This window comes from Pseudomonas pseudonitroreducens, assembly GCF_021603645.1.
GTDB lineage: Bacteria > Pseudomonadota > Gammaproteobacteria > Pseudomonadales > Pseudomonadaceae > Pseudomonas > Pseudomonas pseudonitroreducens.
The window spans coordinates 18,281-34,692 of sequence record NZ_BQHJ01000007.1 but is presented as its reverse complement, the minus strand read 5'-3'; the positions used below and the strand labels follow the sequence as shown (position 1 = coordinate 34,692).

At 66.8% G+C, this 16,412-nt stretch carries 17 protein-coding genes; 9 read left to right on the top strand and 8 right to left on the bottom strand.

Features of this window, described 5'->3' with window-relative positions:
• Positions 1 to 121 precede the first annotated feature (121 nt).
• Entirely contained in the window at positions 122 to 1,000 is an 879-nt protein-coding gene (locus L6D89_RS17725) for an AraC family transcriptional regulator (RefSeq protein WP_236171949.1), read from the top strand.
• A 1-nt stretch (position 1,001) separates the two neighbouring features.
• On the opposite strand, the gene L6D89_RS17720 is transcribed toward L6D89_RS17725, so the two are convergent.
• Positions 1,002 to 2,249 (bottom strand): ABC transporter substrate-binding protein, encoded by a 1,248-nt coding sequence (locus tag L6D89_RS17720; RefSeq protein ID WP_236200664.1) that lies wholly within the window; start codon positions 2,247 to 2,249, stop codon positions 1,002 to 1,004.
• 210 nt (positions 2,250 to 2,459) lie between these two features.
• On the opposite strand from L6D89_RS17720, the gene L6D89_RS17715 reads away from it, so the two are divergent.
• From L6D89_RS17715 to L6D89_RS17705, 3 genes are read left to right on the top strand one after another with little or no spacing between them, the layout of a single operon-like run.
• Positions 2,460 to 3,026, top strand: coding sequence for a hypothetical protein (locus L6D89_RS17715; protein ID WP_236200663.1), 567 nt, complete (start codon positions 2,460 to 2,462; stop codon positions 3,024 to 3,026).
• 54 nt (positions 3,027 to 3,080) lie between these two features.
• The gene (ung, locus tag L6D89_RS17710) at positions 3,081 to 3,773 is read left to right on the top strand and encodes a uracil-DNA glycosylase (protein WP_236171944.1); all 693 of its coding nucleotides are present in this window, start codon (positions 3,081 to 3,083) and stop codon (positions 3,771 to 3,773) included.
• A 5-nt stretch (positions 3,774 to 3,778) separates the two neighbouring features.
• Positions 3,779 to 4,150, top strand: a complete 372-nt coding sequence (locus tag L6D89_RS17705) for a hypothetical protein (protein WP_236200662.1) — start codon at positions 3,779 to 3,781, stop codon at positions 4,148 to 4,150.
• Between the two features lie 78 nt (positions 4,151 to 4,228).
• Here the strand turns inward: L6D89_RS17705 and L6D89_RS17700 are convergent, their stop codons facing one another.
• Genes L6D89_RS17700 through L6D89_RS17685 form a run of 4 tightly spaced genes read right to left on the bottom strand, consistent with a single transcriptional unit; the run spans position 4,229 to position 8,571 of the window.
• Positions 4,229 to 5,749 carry a tripartite tricarboxylate transporter permease gene (locus tag L6D89_RS17700; RefSeq protein ID WP_236200661.1) on the bottom strand — a complete coding sequence of 507 codons (1,521 nt, stop codon included), beginning with the start codon at positions 5,747 to 5,749 and terminating at the stop codon, positions 4,229 to 4,231.
• Between the two features lie 10 nt (positions 5,750 to 5,759).
• Positions 5,760 to 6,227 carry a tripartite tricarboxylate transporter TctB family protein gene (locus L6D89_RS17695; RefSeq protein ID WP_236200660.1) on the bottom strand — a complete coding sequence of 156 codons (468 nt, stop codon included), beginning with the start codon at positions 6,225 to 6,227 and terminating at the stop codon, positions 5,760 to 5,762.
• A gap of 49 nt (positions 6,228 to 6,276) precedes the next feature.
• Entirely contained in the window at positions 6,277 to 7,254 is a 978-nt protein-coding gene (locus L6D89_RS17690; protein ID WP_236171935.1) for a Bug family tripartite tricarboxylate transporter substrate binding protein, read from the bottom strand.
• A 27-nt stretch (positions 7,255 to 7,281) separates the two neighbouring features.
• A complete protein-coding gene (locus tag L6D89_RS17685; RefSeq protein ID WP_236200659.1) occupies positions 7,282 to 8,571 on the bottom strand; it encodes an OprD family porin in 1,290 nt (429 codons plus the stop codon).
• 285 nt (positions 8,572 to 8,856) lie between these two features.
• Between L6D89_RS17685 and L6D89_RS17680 the strand changes: the two genes are divergently transcribed.
• Positions 8,857 to 9,528 (top strand): response regulator, encoded by a 672-nt coding sequence (locus tag L6D89_RS17680; RefSeq protein WP_024765529.1) that lies wholly within the window; start codon positions 8,857 to 8,859, stop codon positions 9,526 to 9,528.
• A complete protein-coding gene (locus L6D89_RS17675) occupies positions 9,521 to 10,927 on the top strand; it encodes a sensor histidine kinase (protein ID WP_236200658.1) in 1,407 nt (468 codons plus the stop codon). Before L6D89_RS17680 ends, L6D89_RS17675 begins: the two co-directional genes overlap by 8 nt.
• A 147-nt stretch (positions 10,928 to 11,074) precedes the next feature.
• On the opposite strand, the gene L6D89_RS17670 is transcribed toward L6D89_RS17675, so the two are convergent.
• The gene (locus L6D89_RS17670; protein ID WP_236171929.1) at positions 11,075 to 11,911 is read right to left on the bottom strand and encodes an HDOD domain-containing protein; all 837 of its coding nucleotides are present in this window, start codon (positions 11,909 to 11,911) and stop codon (positions 11,075 to 11,077) included.
• Between the two features lie 45 nt (positions 11,912 to 11,956).
• Positions 11,957 to 12,892: a CAF17-like 4Fe-4S cluster assembly/insertion protein YgfZ gene (ygfZ, locus tag L6D89_RS17665; protein WP_236200657.1), complete on the bottom strand. Its 936-nt coding sequence runs from the start codon at positions 12,890 to 12,892 to the stop codon at positions 11,957 to 11,959.
• 169 nt (positions 12,893 to 13,061) lie between these two features.
• Here ygfZ and L6D89_RS17660 point away from each other — a divergent pair, with 169 nt between their 5' ends.
• Together L6D89_RS17660 and L6D89_RS17655 are read left to right on the top strand one after the other, a co-directional pair.
• Entirely contained in the window at positions 13,062 to 13,316 is a 255-nt protein-coding gene (locus L6D89_RS17660) for an FAD assembly factor SdhE (protein ID WP_024765533.1), read from the top strand.
• Positions 13,300 to 13,752: a protein YgfX gene (locus tag L6D89_RS17655; protein ID WP_236200656.1), complete on the top strand. Its 453-nt coding sequence runs from the start codon at positions 13,300 to 13,302 to the stop codon at positions 13,750 to 13,752. The genes L6D89_RS17660 and L6D89_RS17655 overlap by 17 nt, the downstream gene beginning before the upstream one ends.
• Here L6D89_RS17655 and nadB read toward each other — a convergent pair.
• Positions 13,721 to 15,337 (bottom strand): L-aspartate oxidase, encoded by a 1,617-nt coding sequence (gene nadB, locus L6D89_RS17650; protein ID WP_236200655.1) that lies wholly within the window; start codon positions 15,335 to 15,337, stop codon positions 13,721 to 13,723. The two genes, L6D89_RS17655 and nadB, sit on opposite strands and share 32 nt — an antisense overlap.
• 460 nt (positions 15,338 to 15,797) lie before the next feature.
• On the opposite strand from nadB, the gene rpoE reads away from it, so the two are divergent.
• Positions 15,798 to 16,382, top strand: a complete 585-nt coding sequence (gene rpoE / locus L6D89_RS17645; RefSeq protein WP_024765535.1) for an RNA polymerase sigma factor RpoE/AlgU — start codon at positions 15,798 to 15,800, stop codon at positions 16,380 to 16,382.
• Positions 16,383 to 16,412: the final 30 nt, after the last annotated feature.

Sequence of the window (16,412 nt, the reverse complement as noted above, 5' to 3'; positions counted from 1 at the left end):
CAGCAGCGTGCGCAGGGCACGCCTGGTTGTTCGGTTATAGCGGTTGCGCCTGCCGCTGTGGATTGACGATCTTGTGTAGGGGATGGACGATCTTGGTCTTGCCGTCGCCGGAATACCGAACATGTCCCGTCCGCTGATTTCCACCTGGCCGCTGCCGCAGCAAGGCGTTCGCTTTATCACCCCACCGCGCCTGCGCCGTGCGCTGGACCGCCATCCGCTCGGTCAGGCCTGCTATCCGCTGGCCCTGGGGTATTACCCGGCGGCGGTGGGGCACCGCATGGAGCGGCAGGTGCCGGACGATCACCTGCTGATCTACTGCAGCGCAGGGCATGGCTGGCTGGAAACGCAGGATGGACGATTCGAGGTAACCGGCGGCGACCTGCTGGTGCTGCCCAAGGGCCGCGCGCATGCCTATGGCGCCGATCCCCAGCGGCCCTGGTCGATCTTCTGGGTGCACCTGGAGGGCCGCCTGGCCGAGGACTTCCTGCGCCCGCTGGGCAAGTCGCCGCGCCTGCGCGTGGGTGTGCAGCCGCGCCTTCTCGGGGAGTTCGATGCGTTACTGGCGCTGCGCCGGCAGGGCCTGAGCCTGCCGCACTTCATCCATGCCGCCCACCTGTTGCAGAGCCTGCTGACCTCGCTGGCCCTGCGCCCGGCGCGGGCGCGGCTGAAGTCCGGGCGGGTGCTGGACGTGGAGGCGGTGCAGGCGATGATGCACGAGCACCTGCACGATGCGCTGAACCTCGACGAGCTGGCGGCGCAGTTCCGCCTGTCGCGCTTCCACTTCGCCAAGACCTATCGCGCACTGACCGGGCAGGCACCGATCCAGGATTTCATCCGGCTGAAGATGACCCACGCCTGCCGCCTGCTGGACCAGGGCAATCTCGAAGTACGCCAGGTCGCCGAGCAACTGGGCTACGCCGACCCGTACTACTTCTCGCGGCTGTTCAAGAGCGTGGTGGGCATGGCGCCCAGTCACTACCGGGCGCTGCATACCGGCTGAGTCATTGCAGGGTCAGCGGCTTTCCCGCGGCGCTGCGTTCGGCCTGCCACTCGGCGAGGCTCGGAGCCGCTTCGGGGCCGTCCATGTGCTCGACGATCTCGAAGTAGTCCTGGTGCAGCGGGTCGCGCAGCACCTCGTCGCGCGGTTTTACCTTCACCACATAGACGCGCTGGATGTTCTGGTGGTCGAAGTCGCGCCATTGCTGCTCGCCCTTGAGCAGGTTGTAGCGGTGACCCTCCAATGCCTTGACCAGCGCGTCGCTGTCCAGGCTGCCGCTGCGTCTGGCGGCGTCGGCCCATTGGTAGACGATGCTGTAGGCCGAGGCGGCGGAGCTGGCCGGGTAGACCCCGTAGCGCTGGGTGAAATCGCGCACGAAGGCCTGGCCGCGTGCCGAACCTTCGCGCTCGGGCACCTGCCAGGTCCAGGGTTCGGTGCCGATCACGCCCTGCATCAGGCCGGGGCCGGCCAGCTCGACCATGCTCTGGGTGAGGTTGGGCGCGATGATCTGGTGGTTGCGCGTCAGCCCCAGTTCATCGGCGATGCGCATGGCGTGCACGAGGTCCTCGCCGAACAGAGCCAGCACCAGCACATCGGCCTGGCTCGCGGCCGCCTGGGTCAGTGCGTCGCGATAATCGGAGAGGCGCGCGCCGGGGAAGGGCACCTTGATCGACGGATGCCGGGCGGCGTCCTCGGTGCCGGTGTAGTGGCGCAGCGAGCTTTCGGTGGTCAGGCCCCAGGTGTAGTTGGCGGTGACGTAGAAGTAGCGCTTGCCCGGCAGCGTGCGGCCCAGGTAGCTGCCCAGGGCGCGGGCGCTCATCCAGGCGCTGTTGCACTCGCGGAACATGTAGCGCTGGCCGTCCTTGCCGGTGGTGTCGTTGGAGTAGGTGAGGGTGCCGAAGTACAGCAGCTTCTTCTGCGCCGCGCGTTCGCCGGCGGCGATGGCCACCGCGCTGGAAGCCCCGCCAAAGAACATCGCCGCGCCGTCGGCGGCCATGGCGTCGATATTGCGCAGGGCCTTTTCCGGACGCGAGGCGTCGTCCTTGCTCAGCAGGTGCAACGGCCGACCCAGCACGCCGCCCTGGGCGTTGATCTCGTCGATGGCCAGCAGCGCGCCGCGCATCTGTGCCAGGCCCTCTTCCTTGTAGGAGCCGGTGCGCGGGTAATTGAGGCCGAGGTTGATCGGTTCGGCGGCTTGCGCCAGGCAGCTGAGGGCAGCCACCAGCGAGAGTGCGGCAGTCAGAAATCGCATGTTCGTTCCCTGTTGTTTTTATTGGCGGGTGAAGCGAAGAAGGGACTGTGCACAGACTGGCTGGCCACTCCCATTGGCCTTTGGTCGAATCCGGGCGTGGCGAAAGGACGCAAGCTGGCGCATGGCGTCACCTGCGCTGGCGTGCCTGAACGTGCGCGCTGCCCTGTGGCTCGCTAGTCTTCGCCGACTACCCGGAGAAGGAATCCGTTGATGCTGCCTGTGATCGCCGAACTGCTGCTGACCCTGGCTTGCGCTGTCGCCGCCTGGCTTGCCCTGCGCGGGCAAATGGGCTGGCGGGCGCTGGGGTTCCTGTCCATGGGCGTGGCGGCGCTGCTGGGCGCGCTGGAGTATGGCGGCGTTGCGGCGATGGCCGAGCCGCACCACCTGGCCAGCGTCGTATCGGGCGCCGTCGGTTTGCCATTGATTGCGCTGGGGCGGCTGAGCGGCGCTCCGGTGCAGCGGGCGCTGGTGCTGCTGGCGTGCATGGCGCTGGTGCTGTTGCCGTCCCAGGTCACGCTGCTGAGCAACCTCCTGGCGTTACTGGTGATCGCCTGGCCCGGGCGTTCGCGGCGCTATGCGCTGGCCCTGCTCGGTGCGCTGCTGTTCATCGGCAGCGGGCTGCTGATCGGCACCCGTGGTGAGTTGGCCGGTGTACCGCGTCGCGAACTGTTCCACCTCGGGCTGACGGTGGCGGTGCTGGCCTGGACGCTGGCGGGCCTGGGCAGCGGGCTGCCGCGCCTGTCTCAGGCACTGGCGGCGCGGCACAAGGCGCCTTGACTTGGCGGGGGCGCTTGCTTAGCGTGCCGGTTCGTTTCACCAGGCAGACGCACCATGACCAACGAAGATCGCATCAAGCTGGAAGCCAGCTGGAAAGAAGCCCTCCACGAGGAATTCGACAAGCCCTACATGAAGCAACTGGGTGAATTCCTGCGCGCGGAGAAGGCCGCCGGCAAGGTGATCTTCCCGCCCGGGCCGCTGATCTTCAATGCGCTGAACACCACGCCGCTGGAGCGCATCAAGGTGGTGATCATCGGCCAGGACCCGTACCACGGCCCCGGCCAGGCCCACGGCCTGTGCTTCTCGGTGCAGCCGGGTGTGCCGACGCCGCCGTCGCTGCAGAATATCTATAAAGAGCTGCAACGCGACCTCAACCTGCCGATCCCCAACCACGGCTATCTGCAGCACTGGGCCGAGCAGGGCGTGCTGCTGCTCAACACCTCGCTGACCGTCGAGCAGGCCAACGCCGGCTCCCATGCGAAGGCCGGCTGGCAGCCCTTCACCGACCGGATTATCGAAGTGGTCAGCGAGCGCTGCGAGAACCTGGTGTTTCTGCTCTGGGGCTCCCACGCGCAGAGCAAGCAGAAGCTGATCGACCCGCAGAAGCACCTGGTGCTCAAGTCCGCGCACCCGTCGCCGCTGTCGGCCTACCGCGGCTTCCTCGGCAATGGCCACTTCAGCCGCACCAACAAGTTCCTCGAACAGCACGGCCTGACGCCCATCGACTGGTCGCTGCCGCCGGTGTGATGCCGATGCTCCGGCGTGCATGGCTGGCTGTCCTGCCGGGGCTGATGCTCGGCGCGAGCGGCTTTGCCGCCGGCTCCCACCTCGAAGAGTGGCGCTCCACCGAATCGGTCCAGGGCCTGTACGAAATCGACCAGGCGGCCCGCGCCTTCGTGGCCGCCGAGAACGCCCGCAGCAACACCGCCTGGACCGTCGCCGAAGCCAATCTCAAGATCCTCGTCGCCCGCTGTTCGGTGCCGCTGGATGCCCGCTGGGGTGAGATTCGACTCTCGGCACCAGACGGGCGCGCGCTCACCCGCAAGGTCGTTGAAGTCGTCTGCCCCAAGCCGGTCAGCGGTGAGCGCTGGAAGGTTCCGCTGCGCGTTTCCCGCGCATCCTGATCCCGCAAAAAAAGAGGCCCGCACGAAGGCGGGCCTTGAAAGTCGCCGCGCGTCTCGACGCGGCGAGCGTGGTTGTGTTTACGCGGCGTCAGCCAGCGCCTCGCGGGCGCGGCGGGTGCGCTTGCGCCAGGCGCGGTACAGCGGCAGGCCGAGCATCAGCGCGACCAGTGCCCAGGTGCCGATGGCGATGGGGCTGGACCAGAGGATGCCCAGTTCGCCGTTGGAGATGGACAGCGCGCGGCGCAGGTTCTGCTCCATCAGCCCGCCGAGGATGAAGCCCAGCAGCAGTGGCGAGAGCGGGAAATCCAGCTTGCGCAGGATGTAGCCGAGGATGCCGATGGCGACCATCAGGAACAGGTCGAAGGTGGTGGCGTGCACTGCGTAGACGCCGATCGCGGTGATGATCGCGATACCCGGCACCAGCGCCCAGTTCGGCACCGAGAGGATGCGGGTGAACACCCGGACCATCGGCACGTTGAGGATGATCAGCATGACGTTGGCGATGAACAGCGAGGCGATCAGGCCCCAGACGATGTTCGGCTGCTCCTGGAACAGCAGCGGGCCGGGGGTGATGTTGTACAGGCTGAGCGCGCCGATCATCACCGCGGTGGTGCCCGAGCCGGGCACGCCGAGGGTCAGCATCGGCACCAGGGCGCCACAGGCGGAGGCACCGATGGCGGTTTCCGGGGCGGCGAGGCCGCGCAGGTCGCCCTTGCCGAACTTGCCCGACTCCCCGGCCATTTTCTTCTCGGTCATATAGGCCACGGCGCTGGCCAGGGTCGCCCCGGCGCCGGGCAGTACGCCCATGATGAAGCCGAGCAGGCCGCAACGCAGGTTGACCACGGCGACCGAGGCGGCTTCCTTGGCGTTGAACAGCATGCGCCCGCTGGCTTCGACCATCTTGTGGCCGTGGTGGGTCTTCTCCAGCAGCAGGAGGATTTCGCTCACCGAGAACAGACCCAGTACCAGCACCACGAACTGGATGCCGTCGGAGACGTGGATGTTGTCGAAGGTGAAGCGGTACACGCCGCTGTTGGCGTCGATCCCGACGCTGGAGAGGAACAGCCCGAGCAGCGCTGCCAGCAGCGTCTTCAGCGGCCGGTCGCCGGCGAGCCCGCCGAGGGCGACGATGGCGAAGACCATCAGCACGAAGTATTCCGCCGGGCCGAAGGCGATCGCCCATTTCGCCAGCAGCGGGGCGAACAGCACCATGCCGCAGGTGGCGATGAAGGCGCCGATGAACGAGCTCCAGGCCGACAGCGACAGGGCCACGCCGGCGAGGCCGTTGCGTGCCATGGGGTAGCCGTCGAGGGTGGTCATCACGGTGGAGGCTTCGCCGGGGATATTCAGCAGGATCGAGGAAATCCGCCCGCCGTACTCACAGCCCAGGTACACGGCGGCCAGCAGGATCAGCGCCGACTCCGGCGGTAGGCCCAGGGCGAAGGCCACCGGGATCAGCAGGGCCACGCCGTTGATCGGGCCCAGGCCCGGCAGCAGGCCGACGACGGTGCCGATCAGCGTGCCGATCAGTGCGGTGATCAGGTTGTAGGGAGTCAGGGCAACACCGAAGCCCTGGCCGAGGTAGCTCAACGTATCCATGATTCAGTCCTCAGAGCAGGGGATCGAGGATGCCCAGCGGCAGCGGGACGTCCAGGGTGCGGTCGAACAGCACGTAGAGGCCGATGGCGAGCAGCGTGGCAGTGACCACGCTGGCAAGCGGGCGGCCACCGTAGATCAGCGCGATGAAGGTGCCGACCAGGGCACTGGCGGGGATGAAACCCAGCGGCTCGAACAGCCCGGCGTAGACCGCCAGCAGCGTGACGCAGAGCACCACCTTGGCCAGCAGCGCGCCTTCCAGCGCGGGCTCGTCGTCCTCGCGCTTGATCGGCGTCGGCCGCACGATCAGCCAGGCGAGGCCGGCGGCCATCAGGCCCAGGCAAAGCAGCGGATAGGCGCGCGGGCCAACCGGTTCGTAGGAAAAGGGTGCCTGCAATTGCCAGGCGATCAGGGCGAAGGCGACGCAGGCGAACAGCCAGGCGCCGGCGAACAGCCGCTGGAAGAGGCTGGTACGGGACATGGGGAGTCTCCTTGCGCCGCCTTCGCTGAAGGCGGCGCCGCACGGGGCGTTACTGGATGAGGCCGAACTCGCGGGCGAGCTGCTTGTACTGGGCGACCTGCTGCTTCACGTAGGCGTCCAGCTCCGGGCCGGTCATGGCGAAGGGGAACAGCTCGCGCTGGTCGCGCAGCTTGGCGAAGTCTTCCGAGGCCAGCAGCTTGTCGAACGAGGCCTTCCAGAACTGGTAGTCCTCGTCGCTCACCTTCGGCCCGACGTAGAAGCCGCGCACCACCGGCCAGACGATGTCGAAGCCCTGCTCCTTGGCGGTGGGGATGTCGGCCATGCCTTCATCCTTCAGGCGCTCTTCGGAGAACACCGCGAGGATGCGCATCTTGCCGGCGCGGATGTGCGGCATGGAGTCGGAGATATCTGTGCTGCCGACCTGGATGTGCCCGCCCAGCAGCGCCGTGGCGATCTCGCCGCCACCTTCCAGGGCGACGTAGCGCAGCTGCTTCGGATCGATGCCGGCAGCCTTGGCGATCAGCGCGGTCTGCATCCAGTCCTGGCTGCCGACTGTGCCGCCGGAGCCGATCACTACCTTGCCCGGGTCGGCCTTCAGCGCAGCGACCAGGTCCCCGAGGTTCTGGTACGGCGAGTCGCTGGGCACCGCGATGGCGCCGTAGCTGGTGCCTACGGCGGCCAGCCATTTCACGGCGTTCTCGTCGAAGCGGCCAAACTTGCCCTGGGCGAGGTTCAGCAGGGAGCCGCTGGAGAAGGCGGTGATGGTGTTGCCGTCGGCCGGGCGCTGGGCGACCACCGCGTTATAGGCCACGGCGCCGACACCGCCGGGCATGTAGGTGACGCGCATCGGCTTGGTCAGCAGCTTCTCGTCCACCAGGGCGCTCTGTGCCAGCTTGCAGGTGAGGTCGAAGCCGCCGCCGGGAGAGGCCGGGGCGATGCATTCCGGGCGCTTGGGCTCGGCCATCAGTTGGCTGGCGGCGAGCAGGGTGGCGCCAGCCAGGGTCAGGTTGCGCAGGACGGTGGACATGGTGCGATTCCTCTTATTGTTGTCGGTTTACCAGATCGCCAGGGAGTAGCTGAGGTAGATACGTGTCTCGTCGGCGTCCCGCGCGAAGCTCGAACGGTAGGTGGCGTTGCGCACGCGCACTGCCACGTCCTTGAGCGGGCCGCTCTGGATCACGTACTTGATGTCGGTGTTGCGCTCCCATTCCTTGCCGTGACCATCCATGCCGTTGATTTTGGCATTGTCGCCGCTGATGTAGCGATTCATCAGGGTCAGGCCGGGGATGCCGAGGCCGGCGAAGTCGTAGTCGTGGCGGACCTGCCAGGAGCGCTCGTCGGTCTCGGCGAAGTCGCCGACCTGGACGAAGTTGACCAGGTAGGGGTTGCTGCCATCGATGTAGGGGAAGGCGCTGTCGCCGCTCATCTGCTGCCAGCCGAGGCTGAACTTGTTGGCGCCCAGGGCGTAGCCAAGCAGGCCGTTGAAGGCGCGGTTGTCGATCTCGCCGCCGCGCGTCTCGCCCTGGTCGTCGCTGACGGCCAGGCGTACATCGGCGCTGAACTTGCCGGGGCCCAGCGGATAGGCCGCGAGCAGGCCGACGAAGTGCTGGCGGTAGACCTCGTCCAGCTGCGCATAGTGGTAACGGCCGGTGAGGTTATCGGTGAACTTGTAGTCGCCGCCGGCCAGGTCGTAGTGCTTGCCTTCGGCGCTGCCACCGGAGAAGCGACGGTTCTTGTTGTTCAGCGCCAGGTCGGTGTAGTCGGTGGAGTCGCGGTCCTTGACCTTCTCCAGACGCCCGCCAGTGAAGTTCAGGCCCGGCAGGTCGGTAGAGTTGAGCAGGCCGCCCTCGAAGGTCTGCGGGAACAGACGGCTGTCGTTGGGCTGCAGGGTTGGCAGGTCGGGGATCAGGCTGCCGATCTTCAGCTCCGTCTCGGAGGCCTTGAACTTGGCAGTCAGGCCGAGCTTGCTGTACTCGTCGGCGGCGCGGCCGTCATCGTGGGTCGGCAACAGGCCGGTGCCGGTGCGGTCCGGCGAGGAATCGAGCTTCAGGCCGAGCATGCCCATGGCATCGAGGCCGACGCCGATGGTGCCGGGCGTGTAGCCGGACTGGAAGTCGAGGATGAAACCCTGCGCCCACTCCTCGCGCTTGGACTGGCCGGCGCCATCACGGAAGTCGCGGTTGAAGTAGATGTTCTGGGTGCTGAGCGTGGCGCTGCTGTCTTCGATGAAGCCGGCGGCATCGCACAGCGGGGCGACCCCGGCGAAAGCCAGCAGGGCGGGAGTCAGGCAACGGCAATTGGGCTTGGCGAAAGCCGGTGCAGCCAAAGGCTGGGCGGTGGGCATCTGTGGTCTCCGTTCTTGTTGTTGTCGCGCAAGGGCACCACGCCGCCTTGCGCTCTGTTGACGGTCTTCGCCGTCGTCGAGTCCGCTTCTCCCGCCGTTGCGCCTGGGCAGTCGGCGCTGAAATTTCGGGGTTGGGAGGCGGCTCGTTGGCGATGCTAACGGGCTAAGCTTTCGCCAGGCTTTCAGTCTCCTTTCGCAGTGATTTCAGCGAATTTCCCCCATTCACAGCGGCTCGCGGATGGGTAAACTGCCGGCCCGAACCTGTAGTCCGAGGGGTAGAAACGCGTGCGAATTCTCCTGGTTGAAGACCATCCGCAACTCGGCGAAAGCGTCGCCCAGGCGCTCAAGGGCGCCGGCTGGACGGTGGACCTGCTGCAGGATGGCGTGGCCGCCGATCTGGCGCTGGCCAGCGAGGACTATGCGCTGGCGATCCTCGACGTCGGCCTGCCTCGGCTGGACGGCTTCCAGGTGCTGGCGCGTCTGCGCGAGCGCGGCAAGACCCTGCCCGTGCTGATGCTTACCGCCCGCGGCGAAGTGCGCGATCGCGTGCACGGGCTGAACCTGGGCGCCGACGATTACCTGGCCAAACCCTTCGAACTCACCGAACTGGAAGCGCGGGTGAAGGCCCTGCTGCGTCGCAGCGTGCTCGGCGGCGAGCAGCAGCAACGCTGCGGCGAACTGGTCTACGACCTCGGCGCGCGGCGCTTCACCCTCGCCGAACAGGCGATGAACCTGACCTCCCGCGAGCAGGCCGTGCTGGAGGCGCTGATTGCCCGGCCGGGGCGGGTGATGAGCAAGGAGCAACTGGCGGCGCAGGTGTTCGGCCTGGACCAGGACGCCAGCGCCGATGCCATCGAGATCTACGTGCATCGCCTGCGCAAGAAGCTCGAGGGCAGCTCGGTGCGTATCGTTACCTTCCGCGGCCTGGGTTACCTGCTGGAAGCCCAGGATGGCTGAACGGCGCTGGGCCTTCCCAGGCACGGGCAGCCTGCGCGGGCGCCTGCTCTGGCGCCTCGGCGGCCTGCTGCTGGTGCTGTTGCTGATCGGCAGTGCGGCGACCTACTGGCGCGCCCGGCACGCGGCCGACATCGCCTATGACCGGACCCTGCTGGCGTCGGCGCGGGACATTGCCGATGGCCTCTACGCCAGTGACGGCACCCTGCGCGCCAATGTGCCCTACGTGGCGCTGGACAGCTTCGAGTACGACAGCGCCGGGCGCATCTTCTACCAGGTCATCGACCCCCAGGGAAAGATGATCTCCGGCTATGAGAACCTGCCGGCGCCGCTGCCGACCACGCCGCGCACGGACGACTACCCGGCGCTGGCCAAGTTCTACGATGCCACCTACGAAGGGCAGGGCGTGCGGGTGGTCAGCCTGCTTCAGCCGGTGAGCCAGCCGACGGTCAACGGCATGGCGGAAATCCGTGTCGCCGAAACCATGGGCGCGCGCGAGCGGCTGGCGCGCAACCTGCTCGCCGACACCCTGCTCAACCTGGCGCTGTCGGCCATCGCCGCGCTGATGATGGTCTGGTACGCGGTAAGTGCCGGCCTGCGCCCGCTGGATCGTCTGCGTGAGGCCGTGGAAGATCGCCAGCCGGACGACCTGCGGCCATTGCCGGAAGTCCGCGTGCAGAAGGAGCTGCGTCCGCTGGTGGCGGCGCTCAACCACTTCACCGTGCGTCTGCGCGGGTTGTTCGACCGGCAGTCGCAGTTCATCGCCGAGGCCTCCCACGAACTGCGCACCCCGCTGGCGGCACTCAAGGCGCGGCTGGAACTCGGCCTGCGCGAGCAGGACCCGCAGCAGTGGCGCGCTACGCTGGCGGATGCGGTGCAGAACACCGACCGGGTGACCGGTTTGGCCAATCAGCTGCTGTCGCTGGCGCGCGTGGAGAGTGGCGCGCGCGCCATCGCCGAAGGCGCCGGGGAGCGCATCGAACTGGGCCAGCTGGCCCGCGAACTGGGCCTGGCGCTGGCGCCGCTGGCCTATTCGCGCGGCGTCAGCTTGGCGCTGGAGGCTGCCGAGCCGGCCTGGGTGAAGGGCGATCCGACCCTGCTCAACGAGCTGCTCAGCAACCTGGTGGACAACGCCATTGCCCACGCCCCGGCGGACGGCAACGTGATCATCCGCGTGCGCTCGCCGGCGGAGCTGGAGGTCGAGGACGACGGCCCCGGCATCCCGCCGGAAGAGCGCGACAAGGTATTCCGCCGCTTCTACCGTCGCCGCCAGCAGGGCACCGGCCTGGGGCTGGCCATCGTTGGCGAGATCTGCAGCGCCCACCGCGCCCGCATCGAGCTGGGCCAGGGCGAGCTCGGCGGGCTGCTGGTGCGGGTAACCTTCCCCGCGGAAAACGCCTGAGCCAGAAACGCGAAACCCGCCGGTGAGGGCGGGTTTCGGTGTTGGGCGAAAGCATCGCGGACGGAGTCCGCTCCTACCCGGAGCTTGATCCCTGCGTAGGAGCGGACTCCGTCCGCGATCGATCACCGCCGGCGCAATGGTCTGCCGTTACTGCAGCATGCTCATCGCCGCTTCCATGGCGGCGGAGAGGTCTTCGTCTTCCTTCACGTCCGCTGTCGGGTCCAGGCCCAGCTTGGCGAAGGCCGGGATGGTCGCCCAGTCCAGCTCGGTGTAGGGGTGCTGGCTGCCGAGGTAGCTCTGCAGGGTGGCGACCTGGACGATGTCCACGTAGTCGACCTTGGCCGAGTCGCGGGTGAAGTCCAGGTGTTGCCCCGGCACCGCAGCGATCGGCGCCGGGAAGTCCCAGGCCTTGAGGATGCGGTCGCCGATGATCGGGTGGATGCGCTCGATCACGTGGTTGAGGCTGATGGAGTCGGCCAGCAGTTCGCTGTGCTCCTCGGCGTAGGTGAGGATCGGCAGCACGCCGATCTGGTGCACCAGCCCCGCGAGGGTCGCCTGGTCCGGCGCCAGGCGGGTGTAGTGGCGGCACAGGGCATGGCAGATGCCGGCGATCTCGGTGCTCTTGTTCCACACCTCGCGCATCTTGCGGTCGACCACGTCGGACGTGGCCTGGAACATCTGCTCCATGGCCAGGCCGGTGGCCAGGTTGCAGGTGTAGTTGATGCCCAGGCGGCTGATCGCCATCTGCAGGTCGGTGATTTCCTTGTTGGTGCGCAGCAGCGGGCTGTTCACCACCTTGATGATGCGTGCGGTCAGGGCAGCGTCGTTGCCGATCACCTTGCTGAGGTCCTGGATGCTGATGTCCGGGTCTTCCGCCGCCTCGCGGACGCGCAGGGCGACTTCCGGCAGCGTCGGCAGCACCAGCTCATCGTTATCGATAGCCCGCAGCAGTTCCTGTTGTACTTTTTCGGCAAGCTTGCTCATGCAGTGTCCTTCAGGGAAAGCCGGGCTCCCCGCCCGGCACGGAATTCAGCGCTGGATCTCGCGGTCGCTGTCCAGAACGTAGGGCAGGTCCAGCAGGCGCAGGGGCTGGTCCTCGCCCAGGCGCACATTGCCGTCGGCAGCGGCGTCTTCCTGCAGCACGGCGAGCAGTTCCACGCCATCGGCCGCGCGGGCCGCCAGTACTACTTCGCCGACGCTGCTGGAATGCACCGGCGAGAACAGCTCGCGGCCCGGCTCCGGCAGGTCGGCACCATCGAGTTTCAGGCGCTGCAGGCGGCGCTTGAGGCGGCCGAGGTACTGCATGCGCGCGACGATTTCCTGGCCGGTGTAGCAGCCTTTCTTGAAGCTCACGCCGCCCACCGCCTGCAGGTTGATCATCTGCGGGATGAACAGCTCGCGGGTGGCGCCGAACACCTGGCCGACGCCGGCACGGACCTGGCCGAGCAGCCAGTCGTTGAGCTCGGCGTGGGGCAGGCGAGCCTGCAGCAGGTCGGCAATGGCGGCGGCGCGTTCGGCCGGCGCCCAGAGTTCGACGCGGCCCTGGCCAAGGCCGATGGCGATCAGGCCGTCGGCCCGTGCTACCTGGTCGGCTTCGCCGGAGAGCGCCAGGCCCTGCTCGGCGAGTACGGCATCGGCACCGCTCAGGCCGAAGCGCGCCCACTGGGCGCTGTCATCGGCGAGGGTGGCCTTGGAAAACACCGCGTACTTCTTCAGGTCGGTCAGTTGGCTGTCCAGCAGGTCCCTGGCCATGGCCAACAGGAAGCCTTCGCCCTCGGCGAGGATGCGGAAGCTGGAGGTCATGCGGCCCTTGGGCGTGCAGCGAGCGCCGAGGCTGGAGTATTCGGCGTTGAGATAATTGAGATTGCAGGTCAGCTGGCCCTGGAGGAATTTGCCGGCGTCCGCGCCACGGACGGCGAGAATCCCTTCGTGATTGAGTTCGGTGTAGAAAGCAGAGTCGGTCATCACGATTCGCTGGAAGAAAGTTAGGGGCCTCATGATAGAGCCCGGGCCGTGCCTTGTCAGCGGGTGCCGGGGGAGTCGAGCATGCGTATAATGCCGCTCGGCTCGCGCCGTCCGTCGACTTCGCGAGCGACAACATGTATTCGCCCGCTGTTAATCGAGGTGCCCGCAGATGACCGACGAAACCGAACTCAAACGCCTTTTCTGGCACAGCCGCCGCGGCATGCTGGAACTGGACGTCCTGCTGGTGCCCTTTGTCCAGGAAGTCTACCCGGGCCTGCCCGCCGATGATCAGGCGCGCTTCCGCAAGCTGCTGGAATGCGAGGACCAGGACATGTTCGGCTGGTTCATGCAGCGCGGCGAGCCGGAAGATGCCGACCTGCGCATCATCGTTCGGATGATCCTGGACCGTGTCCAGCCGAAGTGACCCCTTCGAATGCCGCTGGCAACCGTCCGTCGGTTTGCTGGCGGCCTATCTCGCCGCGCAGTTCGGTGCCGCCCTGGCGCTGCTGCTCGCGGAGATTCCCCTGCACTGGAAGACGCTCGGCCTGAGCCTCTGCCTGCTGCACGCCTGCTGGGTTGTGCCTGGGCGGATTCTATTGCGCGCGGCGGATTCGGTACGTGCGCTGCGCCACAACGCCGAGGGCTGGCAGCTGTGGAGTGCGCGGGAGGGGTTCCAGCCGGTGCAGTTGCTGCCGGACAGCCTGGCGTTGCCCTGGTTGATCGTCCTGCGTTTCCGCCGTCCCGGCGACTGGCTGGCGCGCAGCGTCTGCGTCCCCGCCGATGCCCTGGCGCCCGAGCTGCACCGGCGCCTGCGCGTGCGGCTGCGCTTCAGTCGCAGTAGGTGGATGGCGCCAGGATAGTGTCGCGGGCCTCGGGCAGCAGGTCCGGGTAGTCCAGCGTGTAGTGCAGGCCGCGGCTCTCGTGACGCTGCATGGCGGAGAGGATGATCAGCTCGGCCACCTGGGCGAGGTTGCGCAGCTCGATGAGGTCGCGGCTGACCTTGTAGTTCGAGTAGAACTCGTCGATTTCGTCCAGCAGCAGACGCACCCGGTGCTGGGCGCGGGCCAGGCGCTTGTTGGTGCGCACGATGCCCACGTAGTCCCACATGAAACGCCGTAGCTCGTCCCAGTTGTGCGCGATGATCACGTCCTCGTCGGAATCGGTCACCTGGCTGGCATCCCAGCACGGCAGCGCGACCAGGGGCTGTGCCTTGGGAAGCTCGGCGAGGATGTCGGCGGCAGCGGAGCGGGCGTAGACGAAGCACTCCAGCAGCGAGTTGCTGGCCATGCGGTTGGCGCCGTGCAGGCCGGTGAAGGTGGTTTCGCCGATGGCGTAGAGGTTCGGCACGTCGGTGCGACCCTGGGAATCCACCAGTACGCCGCCGCAGGTGTAGTGCGCCGCCGGCACCACCGGGATGGGTTCGCAGGTGATGTCGATGCCGAAGTCCAGGCAGCGTTCGTAGACGGTGGGGAAGTGCTCGCGGATGAACTCGGCTGGCTTGTGGCTGATGTCCAGGTAGACGTAGTCGATGCCCAGGCGTTTCATCTCGTGGTCGATGGCGCGGGCTACCACGTCACGCGGGGCGAGTTCGCCCAGGGCGTGGAAGCGCGGCATGAAGCGCTCACCGTTGGGCAGGCGGAGCAGGGCGCCTTCGCCGCGCAGCGCCTCGGTGATCAGGAAACTCTTGGCCTGCGGGTGGTACAGGCAGGTCGGGTGGAACTGGTTGAACTCCAGGTTGCCGACCCGGCAGCCGGCGCGCCAGGCCATGGCGATGCCATCGCCGGAGTTGCCGTCGGGATTGCTGGTATAGAGGTAGACCTTGCTGGCGCCGCCGGAGGCGAGCACGGTGAAGCGCGCGCTGAAGGTATCCACTTCGCCGGTGGCGCGGTCCAGCACGTAGGCGCCCAGGCAGCGCTGGCCGTTCATCGCCAGTTTTCGCTCGGTGATCAGGTCGACGGCGACCCGTTGCGACAGCAGTTCGATGTTCGGCCGCTGGCGTGCCTGCTCCAGCAGCGTATTGAAGATGGCGGCGCCGGTAGCGTCGGCGGCGTGGATGATGCGCCGGTGGCTGTGACCGCCCTCGCGGGTCAGGTGGAATTCGAAGCCGCCGTCCTCGCGGCCCGGCTCGTGGTCGCGGGTGAACGGCACGCCCTGCTCGATCAGCCACTGGATGGCCTCGCGGCTATGCTCGACGGTGAATTTCACCGCGTCCTCGCGGCACAGGCCGGCACCGGCTACCAGGGTGTCCTCGACGTGGGATTCCACGGTATCGGTGTCATCCAGCACGGCAGCGACCCCGCCCTGGGCCCAGAAGGTGGAGCCCTGGGACAGTTCGCCCTTGCTCAGCACGGCAATCCGCAAGTGCGAAGGCAGCGTCAACGCCAGGGTCAGGCCGGCGGCCCCGCTGCCGATCACTAGGACATCATGCTGGAAATGCTGACTCATACCCGGCTCCACAAAATGGCGCCCTAGTATATAGAAGGGGGCCACGGCACAATACTGGCGAACCGATGACACCGAAGGTGCGTGCGGCGGGACGGCAGTCGCAGGGCGGGAGGCATTCTTCCCCGCTCAAGCCGGCCTGGCGGGCGTCCGGGTGGCGTCGAAATCATTGAAGGATCACGGTAAATCCCCGGAACTTTTTCAGGCGTTCCGGTTCGAACGCGGAATACCCAATCAGCTTTGCGCGCAGATTGACATTGCGCGGAAGGGGAGCGGGTGTTCCGCCCGGTACAGTTGAATTTGACGGGCTTCGGACGCATGTCGGGGTCCGGTTGCCGCCAATGTGAAAAAACTGTGCGGCGTATGCTTGGAGGGGAGAACTTTTGCAAAAGACCCGAGTCTATCTTGGCAGGACGATTCACCAGGGTGCTCGAAGCTCCTCCAGGTTTTCAGAGGAGCATTCATGCTAACCCAGGAAACGGATCAGCAACTGGTTGAACGGGTACAGCGCGGAGATAAACGGGCCTTCGACCTGCTGGTGCTGAAGTACCAGCACAAGATTCTGGGGCTGATCGTGCGATTCGTGCACGACGCCCAGGAAGCCCAGGACGTCGCACAGGAAGCGTTCATCAAGGCGTATCGCGCCTTGGGTAACTTCCGCGGTGACAGTGCCTTTTATACCTGGCTGTACCGTATCGCCATCAACACCGCGAAGAACCATCTGGTTGCGCGCGGTCGGCGGCCGCCGGACAGCGATGTCACGGCAGAGGACGCGGAGTTCTTCGACGGCGATCACGCCCTGAAGGACATCGAGTCGCCGGAAAGAGCCATGCTGCGGGATGAGATCGAGGAAACGGTCCATCGCACCATCCAGCAGTTGCCCGATGATTTGCGCACGGCCTTGACCCTGCGTGAGTTCGAAGGCCTGAGTTACGAAGATATCGCCACCGTGATGCAGTGTCCGGTGGGAACCGTCCGCTCACGGATCTTCCGTGCGCGGGAAGCGATCGACAAAGCTTTGCAGCCTTTGTTGCATGATGAAGTCTGATACAGCGGCAGAAGCCAAGAGAGGTACCGC